This is a genomic window from Paenibacillus sp. ACRRY (assembly GCF_022346995.1).
GTDB lineage: Bacteria > Bacillota > Bacilli > Paenibacillales > Paenibacillaceae > Paenibacillus.
Genome location: NZ_JAKRNM010000002.1, coordinates 215,464 through 232,218 on the forward strand (window position 1 = coordinate 215,464; position 16,755 = coordinate 232,218).

The window sequence follows — 16,755 nt, forward strand, 5'->3', positions numbered from 1 at the left end:
ACGTTTGCGTTCACTATGATCGCACACTATAAGTTATCGATCGTAAAGAAGCTCCTGCCACATATGTGGCAGGAGCTTTTATAACTAGAAGGATTTATTATAACGTTAACCAAGCTTCTTCACTTTTCCATTTAAAGCTATGTTCTTCTCTGTCAGCAGTAAGAGAACCGATCCGATCCGATCTAATTGAGCAAGTCTCATTATAGAACAATCGGAGCCCCAGCCCATCTGAACAAGAGCACTTTTCTGCCACAGGGAGAGTCAAGTTGCGTTATCAGATTTCATTTACATACGAGCCTTTTTGGTAGGAATTCGAATGACAGACGGCTCTTCCTTGGGACGTTTTAAATAATCCTTGCTCGGCTTATGGAGCAGAAGGAATGGGATGGAACATAGATATAGCGTTTGCCCCCAGGTGGGTGGCAGGGCTATACCGAGCAGTAATGCCAAAATTAGCGCAAATATGGTTCTGGTGTACCTACGTTGAGCGATACAAACCACGATCCAGATCGAGGGAAGGCCAAGCAAAATAAACCGGGTAATGGCATCCGCTAGTACAACAGGAGCGTTATCCAGTGTGCCGCTGAGAAACATAGAGATTGCTTTCAAAAGGGAGTACCCTTCATAGACAACTTTGAGGCAGAGTAGAGAGTAAAAGGCATTAAACCATTTTGGAATTTTCATTTAATTCACAGACTCCATTCCACAACTAATCTATACTTGCAAATCCCGCTTGGAATACTGCCGCACATGAGCCTCCTGCTTGAGATACATCTTGCTCGGTTTGTGGAGCAGGAGTACAAGCAGCATGAACAAATGCAGAACGACTAGAAAATTCTGAAGCAGTCCGGCAGTGAACAAAAAGGTAAGACTCATGAAGGTCATGGTCCATTTATATCTTCTTTTTGCAATGAATATCATGGTCAGAATCGGTGGACCCAGGATCAGCAGGATGCGGATTCCTGCATTGGTGAAATAGGCAACCTGGTCGGATAGCGGAAATGCGGCGTAATCTGAACTATGCAGCAGGATATCGTAGATTAAAAAGCCCATGGAAATCCCGATGTAGATCGTCTGCACCCCAAGCAGCGCGCGTATGACGTTTAATAATGTGGGCATCTTCGTTTTCAATTTCATTTCTCTCCCTAATGAATATGTAGTTCTTTAATTATACGTAAGTGATGTCATATTTTGTATTAAACCAAAGTCTAGTTTTGTTAATCGGTTGCCGTCTCCTTTGTCCTAGAAAGATCCTAGGGAAAGGGCGTCAGAGGTACTGCACGAATATGAAAACATCATTGCAAATGTTGTATACCACTGAACAATTCACAGATACATACCGATATAAAGAAAATACATAAAGTATGGATTACAACATGATGAAAATGGAAGGTGAAATGAATTGAAGTTATTCGGTAAGGTGAAGGGAAGCATGACGAATATGTCCTTCAGGGTCAGATTGCCGCTGATGATCAGTGTGCTGGTATGTATCGTATTGGTAGTTACGGCGATCTTATGTTATAGGGTTGCAGAAAATATTACGCTGGACAAAAGTAAAGATGAGATTAAAGCGACTTCCGATCGGATCGGGGCGGGATTGTTCACATCCCTTACCCTGGAGGAACAGTCAACGTTTCTGATTACGACCCATCGTACATTTGAGGAATTGCTCCAGATACGGAATTCGGGAGAACAGAGCGATGATGCATTTTTCACGGAAAATAGTGAACTGATTGACAAAGCGAATGGCATACTGGCAGACAGTCTTGCAGGAATGGAGGGCAACAGCAATATTATCTTGCTGGACAAGGAAGGCATTATTGTTGCAGCAAATGATCCGTCAGCCCTCAAGGGTGAACGTGCAGATCGTGATTACTTTAAGCAGGCCATTCAAGGACGGAATGTCATCAGTGACGGGATTATTTCCAAAACGTTAGGTACGTTGGGAAACGCTTTTGCCATGCCAATTTATAATGATGACAATCAAGTAGAAGGCGTGTTGGTATCTACTGCAACCACCTCGTTCTTCGTCGACCAGCTGCAGAATATCGAAATCAATGAAAAAGGTAGTGTTATCATCCTGGATCGTGTAGGTACGGTGATGTTCCATTCGTCAGATGAGACGTTGACAGGCCAGAAGATGGAGTCCGGGGAATATCAGACATTGATTGATCTGCCTCCAAGCGAACAGCTGCAGCAAGGGGAAGTCAGCTCGGAAGAAAAAGTGGTATTCTACTCCAAAATTCCACGCTCTGATTGGACGGTAATCGTGGAGGATTCGTACGAGGACGTGCGGAAGCCGCTCGTATCCATGGCGAACAAAATGTATATCGTTCTGTTCAGTGCCATTGCGGTTTCCATCGCAGCTGGAATTCTGATCTCGCTTATGTTAACTAAACCGATAACCAGACTGACCGGATTGTTCAGACAGCTCGCAAGCGGAGACCTGACCGTTCAGGCAGAAGGCAAATACAGTGGAGAGTTCAAAGACTTGGCGGACAGCTTCAACACGATGGTGGGTGTCAACAGACAGTTGATCTCCAGCATGAACAGCTCCATTGATACGTTGAACACCAGTACAACCGAGCTGGATCAATCCACGCAGCAGACTTCCGCATCCATTGCGGATACAACAACAACGGCAATGGAAATTTCGCGGGCCATGGAATCACAGGCAAGCGATACGGAATCCATCGTGGATAAATTCATGAACGTTGGAAGCAAGATTGCGAGTGTGAGCGAGAAATCACAGGCGGTGAAACGCAAAGCCGATGAGATTACCAACGCATTTGAAAACAATCATGAAGTCGTTGATAAGCTCATTGCCGTGAACAATCAGAATGAGATTGAAGTGGGCAATATCTCTAAAATTACGGTGCAACTCGCCGAGAGTTCTTCAGGCATTCATCAGATTACAGGTACCATTGCCGAGATTGCGAATCAGACGAAGCTGCTTGCACTTAATGCTTCCATCGAGGCAGCCAGAGCAGGTGATCAGGGACGCGGCTTCGCCGTTGTTGCCTCGGAGATCCGCAAACTGGCAGAGCAGACGACCGCACAGTCGGAAGACATCAAGCGGATCGTGATGCAGACGATTGAACATGTCGAGCAGAATAACCGCAGCGTACAAGCCATTGAGGCCATTGCGGAACAGCATAAGAGCAGTGTTGGTCAAACCAAGGAAACCTTTACGTTTGTTACGCAAAATATGCATGAGATCATGAACCAGGTACAGGCCATTGCTTCCGAGATCGAATCCATTGAACGTGACAAGGATGATGTCCTTGGGGCCGCACAGAACTTGTCTGCTTCCGGTGAGGAAGTATCGGCTTCAGTTGAGGAAGTGACCGCAACAATGCAGGAGCAAGCGGGGATGACAGAGCATTTGGCAGAGATGGTGCAGACCATTGATACGCTGACCAAACGGCTTGCAGAGGAAGCCGCGAAGTTTAAAACGAATTAACCCAATGAAGTACCCAAAATGAAGTAACCCATCCCGTTTTAAGCAAGTATCATAAGAATTTATTTTATAATATTAAAATGGTTCATGAAGAAGACGTGCAAGGACACCAATCGATAAGGATTGATGATGTCCCTGCACGTCTTTTGAATTTATAGTGATGATGAGATGCCAGTCTTGGCGAATCGGGACAGGGCAAACCTTCCAATATCCTGATCCGTATGCCCTGTCTGGACCAAATCGGACAGGATCTGGCCAATCGCGCTCGCAAATTTGAAGCCATGACCCGAGAATCCGCCTGCCAGCCAAACATGCTCATGCAGCGGGTGACGATCAATAATAAAATCCTCGTCCGGCGTCATTTCGTATTTGCATACACTGCCACGTTTTAATTGGCCTGCCGCCAGCGGCATTCGAAGCTCAAGCAGCCTCCGCAGTTCACCCTCATCTGTTTCTTCTGCTCCGAACGGTGTCTGTTGCTCTCCTGGCGTCCATGTTGGTCCTGTATCATGACGGCCAATCTTCACTCCGGCCCCTCCGATACTAGGGAATCCGTAATAGATCCCTTCCTGTTCGGATATGGTGAAACCAGGGAAATGTTCTTCACCGAACAATGCTTCCGGTGCATCGAACCATCCTACCGTTTTGCGAACGGCCCGGATCGGGAGATCCACAAATGGCTTCAATGTCTGGAACCAGGCACCTGTGCTGATTATGAGCTTACTTGCATGATACGTATCTCCACCAGTGGTTTTTACGGATACGGACTGAGGTCCGTACTCGACATGTTCCACAGGAGTATGCGTCAGCAAGGTGGCACCCGCTTGTTCTGCGGCTTGCCGATACGTCTGAATGCAGCGTTCACTGAACAGATAACCAGCATCCGGTTCGTACATGCCTTCATAATGTTCAGGTATGGTAATCCCTGACCAGCGCTTCATCACTTCATTTGCACGCAGCATTTCATATCGGACTCCGGCATCATCTGCATGAGTTAACCGGTCGCGAAACGAATGGAACTCTGGGTCAACCAGGTTGATAACCCCTGAACGAACAAGCAGGTTGTTGCCAGTTATATCCTCCAACTCCTGCCATAAATTCTGGGCAAGGAGTGCCATCGCGATGTAATCAGGTCCCCCGCTGTAAACATGGCGAATCAATCGGGACTCTCCATGATGGCTGCCTTCGGTATGTGGGGGATCAAAAGCATCAATCATCAGGGTTTTTAGCCCGCTTCGTGCCAGATAATAACCTGCACTCATCCCCATGGAGCCTGCTCCAACGATAATGACGTCATAGAATGGTGTGATAAGAGCTCCTCCTCTCGCGGATTGATTAGGCTTGATTAGCTTACATGATAATGTAGACTTGAAAGCGAGTTTGGTCAAGAGGCAGCTTATAGAGAATGGAAATACGACAATAGAAAAGTTCGATTAGGAATTGAGTTGTATGCTGTCCAAGATCGTGGTAGAGTTTTGAACCATACATTCCGACCGGATTAATTGGCTTTGGTGACTGGATTAACCCGGATTCTCATAAAGGAGAGTGAAGTCAACGTCAATCGATCGCGAGCAAGCATCTTCATTTCCCAGTCCAACCTATGCCGAAATTGTCCTTGAACCTGCCTATAACCAGGCCAGACAGCATCTGCTGAACCCCATGATGGCCGTAAACAAAGCACATCTTATTATGCTTCGGGAACAACGCATTATATCTGAACCTGAGGCCCTTCGCATCGCTTCAGCCGTTCTAAATCTTCAAGTGAATGAACTTCGGACCAGTACCTATTCATTCCGGGTGGAAGACCTGTTTTTTCAGGTTGAATATGAGCTGGAGAAGCTTGGCGGAGAATGCACCGGAAATTTGCATGTAGCCAGGAGCCGCAACGATATGGGGATAGCCATGTATCGTATAGTGCTGAGAGAGAAGCTGAGCACGGCCATTGCTTCAGGATTGTCACTTCACCGAAGTCTCAGAGATTTTGCATCACGTCACATTCATACCCTCATGATCGCACACACCCACACACAACAAGCCCAACCCACAACACTTGCTCATTACATCTGTGCCGTTAGTGATTCACTGGAACGCGACCTCCACCGATTGAAAACAGCCTACGCAGGCTGTAATCGCAGCAGCCTAGGCGCTGCGGCGCTAACCACGTCCGGTTTCCCAATCTCTCGGGAACGGACCGCTGAGTTACTTGCATTCGAGGACGTTATTGAAAATGCCTACGACGCTGTCAGCGGTGCAGATTATGCAGGAGAAGCCGCTTCTGCCGCACAGCTTGCGGCAGTCCATCTGGGACGTCATGTTCAAGATTTGCTGCTGTGGTGTACGCAGGAATATGGCGGAATAATGGTTGCCGCACCTTACGTCCAGATTAGTTCCATCATGCCGCAAAAACGAAATCCGGTTTCCCTTGAGCATGCTCGTTCACTCCTTTCCAGTGCCAAAGGGGATGCAGCCACCGTTCTTGGCATGATGCATAACACCCCTTTTGGTGACATTGTGGATACGGAAGATGATATGCAGCCTTATCTGTGGAGAAGTCTCAGCACGCTGGAGTCCGTATACCGTTTGCTATCCGAAGTCATTCGTTCACTCAGGGTTAATGAGGCGCTGCTTCGTGAGCGGGCAGAGAACAGTTTCGCCACAGTGACCGAACTTGCGGATACGCTCGTCCGTACGGAAGGATTGTCATTTCGCCAATCACACTCCATTGTAAGCCGTTTGGTTAGTCAATTGATCGAATCCGGCAAGCCGATCTCAGGCTTAACCTGGGAGAACGTCGAAGCAGCGGTGCAAAACATGGCAGACCAAGCACTCGTTCTGACGCGCGAAACTTTGCAAAAGGCAGTATCCCCGCAGCATTTTGTTAACATTCGGAACATCAAGGGAGGGCCTAGTCCGGATGAAGTTCATAGAGCATTGTCGGGTCAAGAAACAAGGCTCGATGAGCTTGAAGCATGGAGTCGCAATACCACCAGCAAGCTCTGTTCGGTGGATGAGAATCTGAATCAAATTCTGAACGGATGGCTTAACAGAACTTAAACGAAAGGAGCAAAACGATGTTCTCCAATCCTGATTTCGAAGTGTTTGATGTCCATGCACATCTTCCATACAAACTGCTGCTCTCCCAGCATAAAACACATGAGTTGATATCACGTTATGGGAGAGAGCGGAGTGAGCGCATGCGACTTTCATGGGATTTTCCCGAAGGGGAGTTGGCACCAGAGGATGCCGCAAGACCCCTAATTGACCGGTGGGTAGATGAATTGGATAAATACCATATTGGCGGGCTTAACTTCCTGACAGCTCTGGATAATGACAAGCTCGCCGAGCAGATATCCCGATATCCGGACAGATTTACCGGCTTCGCTTGTCATCCGATTGAGGGTGATGGTGCGGCTGTCGAACTGAGACGTTCGGTTGATGAGTTGGGGCTGCGGGGATACAAGCTTTTTGGACCACTTACCCAGATTCCTTTTGACTCACCTTCCCTTGACCCGGTATGGGAGTTTCTTGCCGAACGCCGGCTGCCTGTATTGATTCACTTTGGCCTGTTAGGTCATGCGGGAGGCATCGTACATCATCCTAATATCAATCCGCTTGCGATTTTTAACACGGCTCGGACATATCCGGATATTCCGTTTATCATCCCGCATTTTGGGGCGGGCTACTTTCAGGAATTGCTGCATCTATGCTGGAGCTGCCCTAACATTTACATCGATACCTCGGGTTCCAACCAATGGGTACGCTGGATGCCCTATGAGCTGAACCTTGAGACATTGTTCCGTAAAACCTACGAATTGCTCGGCCCGGAACGAATCATTTTTGGGACGGATGCAAGTGGATTCCCTCGCGGTTATCCGTATCGTTATCTGCAAGATCAGGTTCGAGTCTGCCGGGAACTGCGTTTCCATGAAGCGGATATCGAGCTTATCTTCGGAAATAATGCAAGGCGGCTGCTCAATCTGCATGCTCTGAATCAAGTCGGAACCAATGCGGGAAACCATCGGAGTGAATGATATGGATCTGAAGGAGAAGGGGAGTGGTTTTGTTTTGACGATATCACGTGTGAATCCATGGAAACAGCGCAGAGGCCTGCGATTTTTGATTGTAGGCGTTCTATTACTTAGTATTACGGCTTGTTCAGCGAAGTCATCCGGCGAGACGCCGGAGACCGGTACAGCTTCGAATGGCGATTCCGGGCCGGTGACCATCGAATATTGGCAGTATGAGTTCCCGGCCAAGGTGGAGCTAATGGATACGTTGATCCAGGAATTTGAAAGTGAACATCCCGATATTAAAGTCAAACAAACCAATTTTCCATACGATCAGTACAATCAAAAGGTGGCCACGCTTGTACCTGCCGGCAAAGGGCCGGACGTCATTAATCTGTATTACGGGTGGCTGCCCAAATATGTGCAATCCGGTTATTTGCAGCCCTTGCCGGAAACTGAATTTCCGGATATAGCCGATCGATTTTTTCCTTTTGTCGAGACAGCGAGGCTGAACGGAAACTACTACGCTCTCCCTACGGGGGTAAGGACACTGGGATTGTTCTATAACAAAGACCTATTCGCCAAGGCTGGATTGGATCCTGAGAAACCGCCCACCACTTGGGAAGAACTTGTCGCTGATGCCAAGTCCTTGACGGAAACGGATAAGAATGGACAGTTTGTCATTGAGGGCTTTGCCTGGGAACCAGGTTCCCAGCTTCACCACTGGTTCCGGGATGGACTGCTGTATCAGGCGGGAGGCAAGGACACCAGCGAGGATCGCCGACAGATCCTGTGGAACGAGTCACCTGCTGGACTTGAAGCATTCACGTATCTGGTTGATTTTGCGACCAAGCATAAGGTAGGCATTAACGGCTTTTATACTGATGACGCTAATGCATTCAAAACGGGGTATGCCGCCATCAACGTGGACGGTTCGTACCGGCTGGGCTCCATCAAGAAGGACGCACCGGATTTGAATTTTGCCGTCGCCCCCTTGCCCGCGTATAAAGGAAAATCGACACAGGCTTCATTTTGGGCCAACGCCATCCCTGCCAATGTGACCGGGGAGAAGCTGGAAGCCGCAACGACATTCCTGCAGTTTCTGATCAGTAAGGGGGTTCAGGAGCAATGGGTGGAGAAAGTGGGCGAATTGCCTGCCCAAAAAGAGGTGGCTCTCCAGGATAAGTATGTTAACGATCCGTTGCTGGGCCCTTTCATCTCTCAACTCAACGATGCTAATGCCCACTTCTTCATTGATGAGACACAGGAACGCACACTGTTTGTTAATGCGGTGGATGAAGTGCTGCTGAATGGTGTTTCCGAGGAACAGGCATTTCTTGATCTGGTGGCCAAAACGCAAAAGCTGTATGACGATTATTGGGCTAAGCAGGATAAGCAAAAATAAGGCCTGATCAAGGAGGCTGGAAAAATATATGAGAACCACTGGCGTCATTCCTTCGCGGCCGAAGCGGCGGTTGTTTTCCGAACGGGGATTAAGAATACTGAATTACAGGCAGAAGAGGCTTCTGTTCATTTATGGCGGATTGCTGATTCCGCTGCTCTACTTTGTCGTGGTCCGCATCCTGCCTATCCTGTATTCCTTCAATGTGAGCTTTCGCGAATGGGGCATGCTGTCACCGGACAAACCTTTTGTGGGTTTGAACAATTACGCGACGCTGCTAAGCGACTCACTATTCCTCAAGGCATTGATGAACACGGGGATCTATGTCGTAGTAGGTGTACCTGCACAGTTAATTGCGGGATTGATCGTCGCGCTGCTTCTGCAGCAGGTGGTTAAACTAAGGGGCTTGTTCAGAACGGCCTATTTCATTCCATATGTAACCAGTGTGGTAGCGGTAAGCTGGGTATTTCGGTGGTTACTGATGAAAAATGGGATTGTGAATTCCCTGTTTATTGAGGCAGGTCTTGGTCCACAGTCTTTTCTGTACTCACCCTCCCAAGCCATCTTCTGGATCATCACGGTAATGGTCTGGCAGAATATCGGGTTTCAAATGCTGATTTTTCTCGCGGGGCTGGAAAATATTCCGAAGATGTATTATGAGGCAGCTTCCATTGACGGGGCAACAGCCTGGCAAAGGTTTGTACATATTACCCTGCCTCTGCTGAATCCCGTGATGCTGTTGTCTGTCGTTATGGCAAGCATTGGGTTTCTGCAATCCTTCACCCAGGTGCTGAATATGACAGGTGGTGGTCCGCTGGATTCAACCATATCGGTTGTATTACACATTTACAATTTGGCCTTCAAAAGTTTTGACATGGGCATGGCTTCTGCAGCGATCGTCATTCTGTTTGCCATCATTCTTGTGCTGACTCTGATTCAGTTAAAAGTAATGGGAAGTCGTTTTCAACAGGATTAATATGAAAGGAGGTATGCTGCCAGGATGAGCAGAGCTTCTGCATGGCACGCATCCAAGGCGACTGTACACTGGAAACGCTCCGGGTCCCTTGTCAGTTACATGTTGCTTACACTTGGGCTTGGTGTAATGGTGTTCCCGTTCCTGTGGATGATCTCTACATCGTTTAAGACACTGGATGAGATTTATTCATTGAGCTTGATCCCTTCCCGGTTCACGTGGGAGAATTACGCCACCATGTTTCGGGAAACTCCATTTCCGACATGGATGCTGAATAGTCTGTACATTGCTGTCATTGCCACCGCAAGTGTGTGTGCATTTGATTCCATTACCGGATACATTTTGGCCAAATTCTCATTTTGGGGGAAGCAAGTGATTTTTGTGCTAATTCTCAGTACACTAATGGTTCCGACCGAAATGCTGATCATTCCATGGTACCTGGTATCCAGCAGCTTTAACGGTATGGACACGTATTGGGGCATTCTTTTTCCGGGTCTGATCTCGGGGTTTGGCATCTTCCTGATGAAGCAATTCATGGAATCCCTGCCCTCGGAATTGCTGGATGCGGCGCGGATTGACGGTATGGGCGAATGGGGCATTTTCCTTCGGATTGCCGTTCCATTGGTGAAGCCAGCGCTGGCAACCCTGTGCATTTTGACGTTTCTGGGCAGCTGGAATTCATTCATCTGGCCGCTGATTATTACACAGAGCGAGGAGATGTTTACGATACCGGTTGGAATGGCCTTCTTTTCAAGCGAAGCCAAAGACAGCAGCAACTGGGTGCAAATTATGACAGGTGCAACACTTTCCGTCCTTCCGCTTATTATCCTTTTTCTGTGTTTCCAAAAACAGATTATCCGCGGCATTGCTACAACGGGTCTCAAATAGGTCTAGATCCGGTACAGATATAGTTTGCCATACCTTCCATAACAAAAGCCGGTCGCTCCAACGGGAGTGCCGGCTTTTGCATATGTGTTTAAGCGTAGTAAAATAAATCAGCGGACGAACCAACTGAGCGGCTCGGGTGAAGAGTTGGCCGTATCCCGAAGATCATGGACCTTGACATTGCTGCCGTAGATCATGGAATCACTGGTCAGCCGGTAGGAAGGGAAGCTATTCTCCGATTGCAGACGCAAGTTGGACTCGAAGTACATCTGCTGCTGTTTGTTGATGAGAAAAGGAAGCGCACCGGATTCAATCGGAATGTCATCACTATCCGGTTCGTTAACGATCAGAAGGACCGCAGTGCCATCGCATCCGCATCCATCGGTGTCATAAAACAGCTTTAAATAGCCTGGCCGATCTCCCAGCATCGCGTTAAGTCTTGATTCTGCCAGCGGGCTGACCTGAATGATCATAACGTAAGTTCACACTCCTCTAATCACCTTATGAATTCGCTTACAATCTAATATATGGGCGAGTGATGTAAAATAGAAGGAGTATCCATGCCAAAATCAAGGAAAAATGAAGAGAATTTGCTCCATGTACAAGCTTGGAATTCATACATAAATGCTAATAGAAGTTTAGAGTACTTCTGTACAAAAACAAGCACATTTTTCGTCAGCGAAGGAGGCGAATTTGCATGAAAATCTTGAAGCTGAACGACCAGCCGGTCGAACCGTATGATTACCTGAATGCCATCCCCGGGGGAGAGGTGGTTCAGGCACAGCTGCCCATATATCATGGTACGGTTTCCGGGCTGCCTGAGGGTGTAGATGCCCTTATTGTAGCTTCCGATTTGCAGGGTATCGTGCCAATTCCCCGGAGGGAGACGCACACGATAACTGCCGATGCAGCGGCTGAATCCGACATGGATGCATTGCTCGGTGCAATGCTGCCTGCCCATGTCCGGCTGCTGCTGGAAGTGGAATGGCCGGAGGTTGATCCGGATCATGTGGGGGTGTTGCTGTGCGGAGACCTGTATGCCCGGCGCGGCAAAAGGGGAGCCAGCGGCAATCCGGTTCCCGTCTGGCTTGCCTTCCGGGAAGCCTTCGGCTGGGTTGCCGGCGTGGACGGCAACCATGACATCACCGATGAAGCAGGCGCTCATCGGCTGCACAGCGGCGAGGGCATCCACTACATGGATGTCCCGGCCGTCATTGACGCAGGCCCGCCAGCGGATGGCCCCGCGCCGCATGCTGCCGCCCAGTCACAGCAGCTACGAATCGCTGGCCTGGGCGGCATTATCGGCAGGACGGACAAGCCGAACAGGCTGCCGGAGAAGCATTATCTGCAATCCATGAACAAGCTGCTGAAGCAGCATCCGGATTGCTTGCTGCTGCACCAAAGCCCGGGCATTCCCGAGCTTGGGCTCATGGGTGAACCGCTGATCCGGCAGGCCCTGGAGGCCGGGCCGGAGACGGTTGTCTTTTGCGGACATACCCACTGGAATACGTCCCTTGTGCAGCTGAACAACGGCACGCAGGTCGTGAATGCCGACAGCAAGTTGTTTATTTTGACACGAGGTTGATGTATCAGAGTGAAACCCATTTCATCGCCCATCCTTATCTGGTATGATAAGCAGGAAAATTAGAGACAAAGGAAGGTTCCACTTATGACACCGATCACCATTTATGACATCGCGAAAGAAGCGAACGTATCTGTTGCGACCGTCTCCCGGGTGCTCAACGATACGGCACCCGTGCGGGCAAGCACGAGGGAGAAGATCATGTCGATTATCGAGAAGCACCAGTTCCAGCCCAATGCGCAGGCACGAAGCCTGATCAAGAAAGAGACGGGCACGATTGCCATTATCCTTCCCGACATTACCAATCCGTTCTTCCCGGAAGTATTCTGGGGTGCCGAGAACGAGGCACGGGGCTTGGGATACACGTTCTTTCTGTGCAATACGGCGGGGGATTACAACCGGGAGTCCGAGTATCTGTCCATTTTGCGGGAAAAGCGGGTGGACGGGATTATTTTCCTTGGTGGAAGAATCAACATGCAGCATTGTCCGGACGACATGGCTCAGGAATTGATCGATATGGGCAAACGTATGCCGATTGTTTTGGTCAATGGCAATATTCCCAAAGGAGGTTTCCACCGGGTTTACACGGATGAAGCGGCAGGCGCTGTACTCGCTGCCGAACATTTGCTGGAACTGGGCCATCGGGACATCGCTTTTGTAGGCGGATTGAGAGAACTGTCCACAACAATGGTTAAGGTCAAGGCCGTGCAGAAAAAACTGAAGGAGCATGGACTCGAAATTCCGAAAGAACGCCAGCTGCTCGGCAGTTTCTCCATCGATGACGGCAAAAGGGAGATGTCCAAGCTGCTGGAGCAGGACAATCCACCGACAGGAGTCATCTGCGTGAATGATTACACCGCCATTGGTGCGATCAAGGCAACAATTGAACATGGCCTGTCGATTCCGCAGGATATTTCCATCGTGGGATTCGATGATACGCCGCTGGCCAGTGCGGTTATACCGGAACTGACGACCGTATCACAGAATACGTATCAGCTTGGCAAGCTGGCGGTGGATAAGCTGCACGAGCTGATTAATCAGGGACAAGCGAAGAAGCAAACCGTGCTGCAGCCGGAGCTGATTATCCGTCAGAGCACTGGATCTGCCAAGCGGTAAAGGGACGGACATCTGGAAAAGAAAGCGTTGACATTCCCTCGAATGGTGAAATATAATGAGTCCGTAAATGAAACCCCTTTCATGAAGTGGAACGGGTTTTAGTTTTAAGCTTTATGAAACCCATTTCATGAAACGGGTTTCAGCGTGGTCATCCATTCATTATTTCGAGGGGGCGTACCGTATGAGAAGAAGTTTAAAGGTCATTTCGTTATTGATGTTGGTTATGGTTGTGGTTCTGACAGCTTGCAGTAGTGGAGACGGCGGTGATTCAGCTGGCGGGGCCGGAGGCAAGGTTGATCTGAGCATGACCATCTGGGGCTCCGAGGATGAGAAGAAGATTTACCAGGAGAGACTCGACATTGTGAAACAGACATATCCCGATATTAATGTGAAGCTCAACGTGGTTGCCGGGGATTATGACCAGAAGGTACAGACCATGATCGCCGGGGGAACTGCGCCCGACATCATGATGATTGCCGAGAACTATCAGGCGTACGCCTCCAAAAATCAGATCATTCCGCTGGATGAGATGATCCAGGCGAACAATGTCAACATGTCAGAGCGTTACTCCGATGACATCGCAAACCTCATGAAATACGATGGCAAGCAGTTCGGCATGCCGGACCGTGCTGGCGCGATGGTACTCTTTTATAACAAGGATCTGTTCGACAAGGCCGGGGTGGAATACCCAACCAAGGAATGGACCCAGGAAGACCTGCTCGAAGCAGCCAAGAAGCTGACGGTGCAGGAGAACGGCAAGACGGTTCAATGGGGGTATTACCCGGGAAGCTGGTGGCCGCAGTGGATGCAGCTGATCTACCAGAACGGCGGATCGCTGTTCGACGAGAGCGGCAAGCCAACCTTCAACACTGAACCGGTGCGCAATGCGCTGCAATTCATGAACGACCTGATCTTCACGCACGGTGCTGGACCGACACCGACGGAGATTGCCGACATGGGTAATATTGGTGCGGACCCGCTGTTCGCTCAGGGCAAAATCGCGATGGAAACAACAGGGTTCTGGAACATCGGTTCTCTGGCCAAGGTGGAAGGCATCAACTGGGATATCTCTCCGGTATGGGGGGAGACGAACGCGTTCTTCAACGGCTTCACCATCACCAATGCATCGAAACACAAGGAGGAAGCATTCCAGATTATTGAAGCACTGACGACGCCTGAGGCACAGATGCCGATGATCAAGGCAGGACAGGATGCACCGGCTACGAAGGCGGGACTGTCCAGCGATGAATTCCTGAATGCCGAATATGGCGGCAAGAAGATCAACATGGCTGCATTCAGCGAATCCACCATCTATGCAGAACCATTCAACCCGCAATGGAACGAAATGATGAAGCTGATCAATGACAAGCTTGGCGTCTACTTCAACAACAAGGCCTCATTGGATGATACGGTAACCGAAATTCAGAGTGGGCTGGAACGACTCTACAAATAGCATGGACAGGGGGACAGATGGAGCGCAGCACATGAACTTGTGCGTATCTCCATCTGCTCTCTACGTCATGGGGAGGGCTTAACGTGAGAAAAAAAGACGGGAAATGGTTTTATCTCTTCATCTCGCCTTGGCTGATCGGTTTCCTGGGGCTTACCCTGGGTCCGATCCTGTTTTCCATCTATATGAGCTTCACCAACTGGGATCTGTTCCAGACCCCGGAATTTATCGGGTTCGACAACTACAAAACGCTGCTCACCGATGATCCACTGTTCTGGAAGTCCGTGGGTAATACGTTCTTCTATGCATTGATATCCATTCCACTCGGCATGTCGATCTCCCTCTGGATTGCCTATTATCTGAACAAAAAAATCAAGGGCATTACCTTTTTTCGCATATTGTTCTATCTGCCGTCGGTCGTACCGGTCGTAGCAAGCTCGCTGCTCTTCATTCATTTGCTGGCACCGACCGAAGGGTTGATTAACAAGGCTCTGTCCATCTTCGGCATTCCGGGTCCTGCCTGGCTGCTCGATCCGAACTGGGTCAAACCTGCATTGATTCTCATGTCCCTCTGGGGCGTTGGGGGTGGCGTGGTACTGCTGCTGGCGGGTATGAAAGGCATTCCCCAGGAGCTGTACGAGGCTGCTGCCATTGACGGAGCGAAGAGCACACAATCCTTCTTCCATATTACCTTTCCGATGCTCACGCCCGTCATCTTCTTCAATCTGGTTACCGGGATGATCGGAGCGCTGCAGACGTTCGCACAGGTGTTCATTGTTACCGCGGGCGGGCCTGACAATGCGAGCCAGATGGTCGTTCCCTACCTGTTCCAGAATGCATTCCAGTTCTACAAAATGGGCTACGCCTCAGCCATAGCCTGGGTGCTGTTCATTATCATCATGGCACTCACCCTGGTTGTGTTCCGTTCATCGGCACTATGGGTGCACTACGAGGAGGGAAAAGCGAATGAGTAATCCATCCACTGCGGAGAAAACGATATCCTACATTTTTCTGATCCTGGTCGGGGTGCTGCTTGCTTCGCCCTTCCTGTACATGATCTCGATTGCGCTGGCGAGTGACGCAACCACGGTGAAGTCGGCCTTTACATTTGTGCCGCTGGAGTTTCAATGGTCGAACTTCTACACGATTTTCACCAACAACAACCTGGGCACCTATTTGAAAAATTCAATCATCATTACCGTATTCACCATCGTGGGTTCGGTCCTGTCAGCTTCCATCGTTTCTTATGGCTTCGCCCGTATCAAGGCCAAAGGCAGCCGGTTTCTGTTTATCGTTCTGCTGAGCACCATGATGATTCCGGGTGAGGTCACGATGGTACCGCAGTTCATCATCTTCCGTCATCTGGACTGGATCAATACATTTTATCCGCTCATCGTACCGAGCTTCTTCGCAGGGGCGTTCAACGTATTCCTGATCCGTCAGTTCGTGATGAGCATTCCGAAGTCGCTGGATGAAGCAGCGATGATCGACGGCATGGGACATCCGGGCATCTACTGGAAGATCATCATGCCGCTGACGTATCCCATCCTGGCGGCCATCGCCATTTTCTCGTTTTCCTATAACTGGGGGAACTTCATGGGGCCGCTCATCTATATCAATGATCCGGAGAAAATGCCGCTTGCGCTTGGCGTTCAGCTCCTGACAACCGTTGGCGGCGGGCAGATGCCTCCTTGGAACCTGGTCATGATTGCTTCCTTGTTCCTGACCATTCCGATGGTGCTGGTCTATCTGTTCGGACAGCGTTATGTCTATGAAGCCAACATTAGCGGGGGCAGCAGCGGAATCAAGTAACGGGAGGTATGTACAATGATTGAACCTGTCGTGAAAATCAGTGGATGTCATGTTCGTGCATGGAGAAG

15 protein-coding genes are annotated in these 16,755 nt (G+C 49.4%); 11 read left to right on the plus strand and 4 right to left on the minus strand.

The genetic code is table 11. The features are described 5' to 3' along the window. Positions 1 to 285: 285 nt before the first annotated feature. Both MH144_RS10195 and MH144_RS10200 read right to left on the minus strand, forming a co-directional pair. The gene (locus MH144_RS10195; protein WP_239299539.1) at positions 286 to 684 is read right to left on the minus strand and encodes a hypothetical protein; all 399 of its coding nucleotides are present in this window, start codon (positions 682 to 684) and stop codon (positions 286 to 288) included. 30 nt (positions 685 to 714) lie between these two features. After that, positions 715 to 1,119, minus strand: coding sequence for a hypothetical protein (locus MH144_RS10200; RefSeq protein ID WP_239299540.1), 405 nt, complete (start codon positions 1,117 to 1,119; stop codon positions 715 to 717). 313 nt (positions 1,120 to 1,432) lie between these two features. On the opposite strand from MH144_RS10200, the gene MH144_RS10205 reads away from it, so the two are divergent. Continuing rightward, the gene (locus tag MH144_RS10205) at positions 1,433 to 3,463 is read left to right on the plus strand and encodes a methyl-accepting chemotaxis protein (protein WP_239299541.1); all 2,031 of its coding nucleotides are present in this window, start codon (positions 1,433 to 1,435) and stop codon (positions 3,461 to 3,463) included. A 149-nt stretch (positions 3,464 to 3,612) separates the two neighbouring features. On the opposite strand, the gene solA is transcribed toward MH144_RS10205, so the two are convergent. Beyond that, positions 3,613 to 4,770 carry an N-methyl-L-tryptophan oxidase gene (gene solA, locus MH144_RS10210; RefSeq protein ID WP_343226056.1) on the minus strand — a complete coding sequence of 386 codons (1,158 nt, stop codon included), beginning with the start codon at positions 4,768 to 4,770 and terminating at the stop codon, positions 3,613 to 3,615. Between the two features lie 235 nt (positions 4,771 to 5,005). Between solA and argH the strand changes: the two genes are divergently transcribed. From argH to MH144_RS10235, 5 genes are read left to right on the plus strand one after another with little or no spacing between them, the layout of a single operon-like run. Continuing rightward, entirely contained in the window at positions 5,006 to 6,514 is a 1,509-nt protein-coding gene (gene argH / locus MH144_RS10215; RefSeq protein ID WP_239299543.1) for an argininosuccinate lyase, read from the plus strand. A gap of 17 nt (positions 6,515 to 6,531) precedes the next feature. Further along, entirely contained in the window at positions 6,532 to 7,491 is a 960-nt protein-coding gene (locus tag MH144_RS10220; RefSeq protein ID WP_239299544.1) for an amidohydrolase family protein, read from the plus strand. Between the two features lies 1 nt (position 7,492). Beyond that, positions 7,493 to 8,872, plus strand: coding sequence for an extracellular solute-binding protein (locus MH144_RS10225; RefSeq protein WP_239299546.1), 1,380 nt, complete (start codon positions 7,493 to 7,495; stop codon positions 8,870 to 8,872). 28 nt (positions 8,873 to 8,900) lie between these two features. Beyond that, positions 8,901 to 9,845 (plus strand): carbohydrate ABC transporter permease, encoded by a 945-nt coding sequence (locus MH144_RS10230; RefSeq protein WP_239299547.1) that lies wholly within the window; start codon positions 8,901 to 8,903, stop codon positions 9,843 to 9,845. 24 nt (positions 9,846 to 9,869) lie between these two features. After that, positions 9,870 to 10,730 (plus strand): carbohydrate ABC transporter permease, encoded by an 861-nt coding sequence (locus tag MH144_RS10235; protein ID WP_239299548.1) that lies wholly within the window; start codon positions 9,870 to 9,872, stop codon positions 10,728 to 10,730. A 107-nt stretch (positions 10,731 to 10,837) separates the two neighbouring features. Here the strand turns inward: MH144_RS10235 and MH144_RS10240 are convergent, their stop codons facing one another. After that, positions 10,838 to 11,200, minus strand: a complete 363-nt coding sequence (locus MH144_RS10240) for an iron-sulfur cluster biosynthesis family protein (RefSeq protein ID WP_239299549.1) — start codon at positions 11,198 to 11,200, stop codon at positions 10,838 to 10,840. 224 nt (positions 11,201 to 11,424) lie between these two features. Here MH144_RS10240 and MH144_RS10245 point away from each other — a divergent pair, with 224 nt between their 5' ends. From MH144_RS10245 to MH144_RS10265, 5 genes are all read left to right on the plus strand, one after another. Next, complete coding sequence (locus tag MH144_RS10245) at positions 11,425 to 12,312, plus strand: metallophosphoesterase family protein (protein WP_239299550.1); 888 nt, start codon at positions 11,425 to 11,427, stop codon at positions 12,310 to 12,312. 84 nt (positions 12,313 to 12,396) lie between these two features. Further along, the gene (locus MH144_RS10250; RefSeq protein ID WP_239299551.1) at positions 12,397 to 13,425 is read left to right on the plus strand and encodes a LacI family DNA-binding transcriptional regulator; all 1,029 of its coding nucleotides are present in this window, start codon (positions 12,397 to 12,399) and stop codon (positions 13,423 to 13,425) included. A gap of 181 nt (positions 13,426 to 13,606) precedes the next feature. Further along, a complete protein-coding gene (locus MH144_RS10255) occupies positions 13,607 to 14,878 on the plus strand; it encodes an ABC transporter substrate-binding protein (protein WP_239299552.1) in 1,272 nt (423 codons plus the stop codon). An 83-nt stretch (positions 14,879 to 14,961) separates the two neighbouring features. Continuing rightward, the gene (locus MH144_RS10260; protein WP_127538764.1) at positions 14,962 to 15,849 is read left to right on the plus strand and encodes a carbohydrate ABC transporter permease; all 888 of its coding nucleotides are present in this window, start codon (positions 14,962 to 14,964) and stop codon (positions 15,847 to 15,849) included. Then, the gene (locus MH144_RS10265) at positions 15,842 to 16,687 is read left to right on the plus strand and encodes a carbohydrate ABC transporter permease (protein WP_095289651.1); all 846 of its coding nucleotides are present in this window, start codon (positions 15,842 to 15,844) and stop codon (positions 16,685 to 16,687) included. The genes MH144_RS10260 and MH144_RS10265 overlap by 8 nt, the downstream gene beginning before the upstream one ends. The last annotated feature ends 68 nt before the right edge of the window (positions 16,688 to 16,755 follow it).

Excerpts from the sequence above, each read along its gene's own strand:
- MH144_RS10195 (WP_239299539.1), bottom strand. The coding sequence starts at position 684 with ATGAAAATTCCAAAATGGTTTAATGCCTTTTACTCTCTACTCTGCCTC.
- MH144_RS10200 (WP_239299540.1), bottom strand. The coding sequence starts at position 1,119 with ATGCCCACATTATTAAACGTCATACGCGCGCTGCTTGGGGTGCAGACG.
- MH144_RS10205 (WP_239299541.1), top strand. The coding sequence starts at position 1,433 with ATGACGAATATGTCCTTCAGGGTCAGATTGCCGCTGATGATCAGTGTG.
- MH144_RS10220 (WP_239299544.1), top strand. The coding sequence starts at position 6,532 with ATGTTCTCCAATCCTGATTTCGAAGTGTTTGATGTCCATGCACATCTT.
- MH144_RS10225 (WP_239299546.1), top strand. The coding sequence starts at position 7,493 with ATGGATCTGAAGGAGAAGGGGAGTGGTTTTGTTTTGACGATATCACGT.
- MH144_RS10230 (WP_239299547.1), top strand. The coding sequence starts at position 8,901 with ATGAGAACCACTGGCGTCATTCCTTCGCGGCCGAAGCGGCGGTTGTTT.
- MH144_RS10235 (WP_239299548.1), top strand. The coding sequence starts at position 9,870 with ATGAGCAGAGCTTCTGCATGGCACGCATCCAAGGCGACTGTACACTGG.
- MH144_RS10240 (WP_239299549.1), bottom strand. The coding sequence starts at position 11,200 with ATGATCATTCAGGTCAGCCCGCTGGCAGAATCAAGACTTAACGCGATG.
- MH144_RS10245 (WP_239299550.1), top strand. The coding sequence starts at position 11,425 with ATGAAAATCTTGAAGCTGAACGACCAGCCGGTCGAACCGTATGATTAC.
- MH144_RS10250 (WP_239299551.1), top strand. The coding sequence starts at position 12,397 with ATGACACCGATCACCATTTATGACATCGCGAAAGAAGCGAACGTATCT.
- MH144_RS10255 (WP_239299552.1), top strand. The coding sequence starts at position 13,607 with ATGAGAAGAAGTTTAAAGGTCATTTCGTTATTGATGTTGGTTATGGTT.
- MH144_RS10265 (WP_095289651.1), top strand. The coding sequence starts at position 15,842 with ATGAGTAATCCATCCACTGCGGAGAAAACGATATCCTACATTTTTCTG.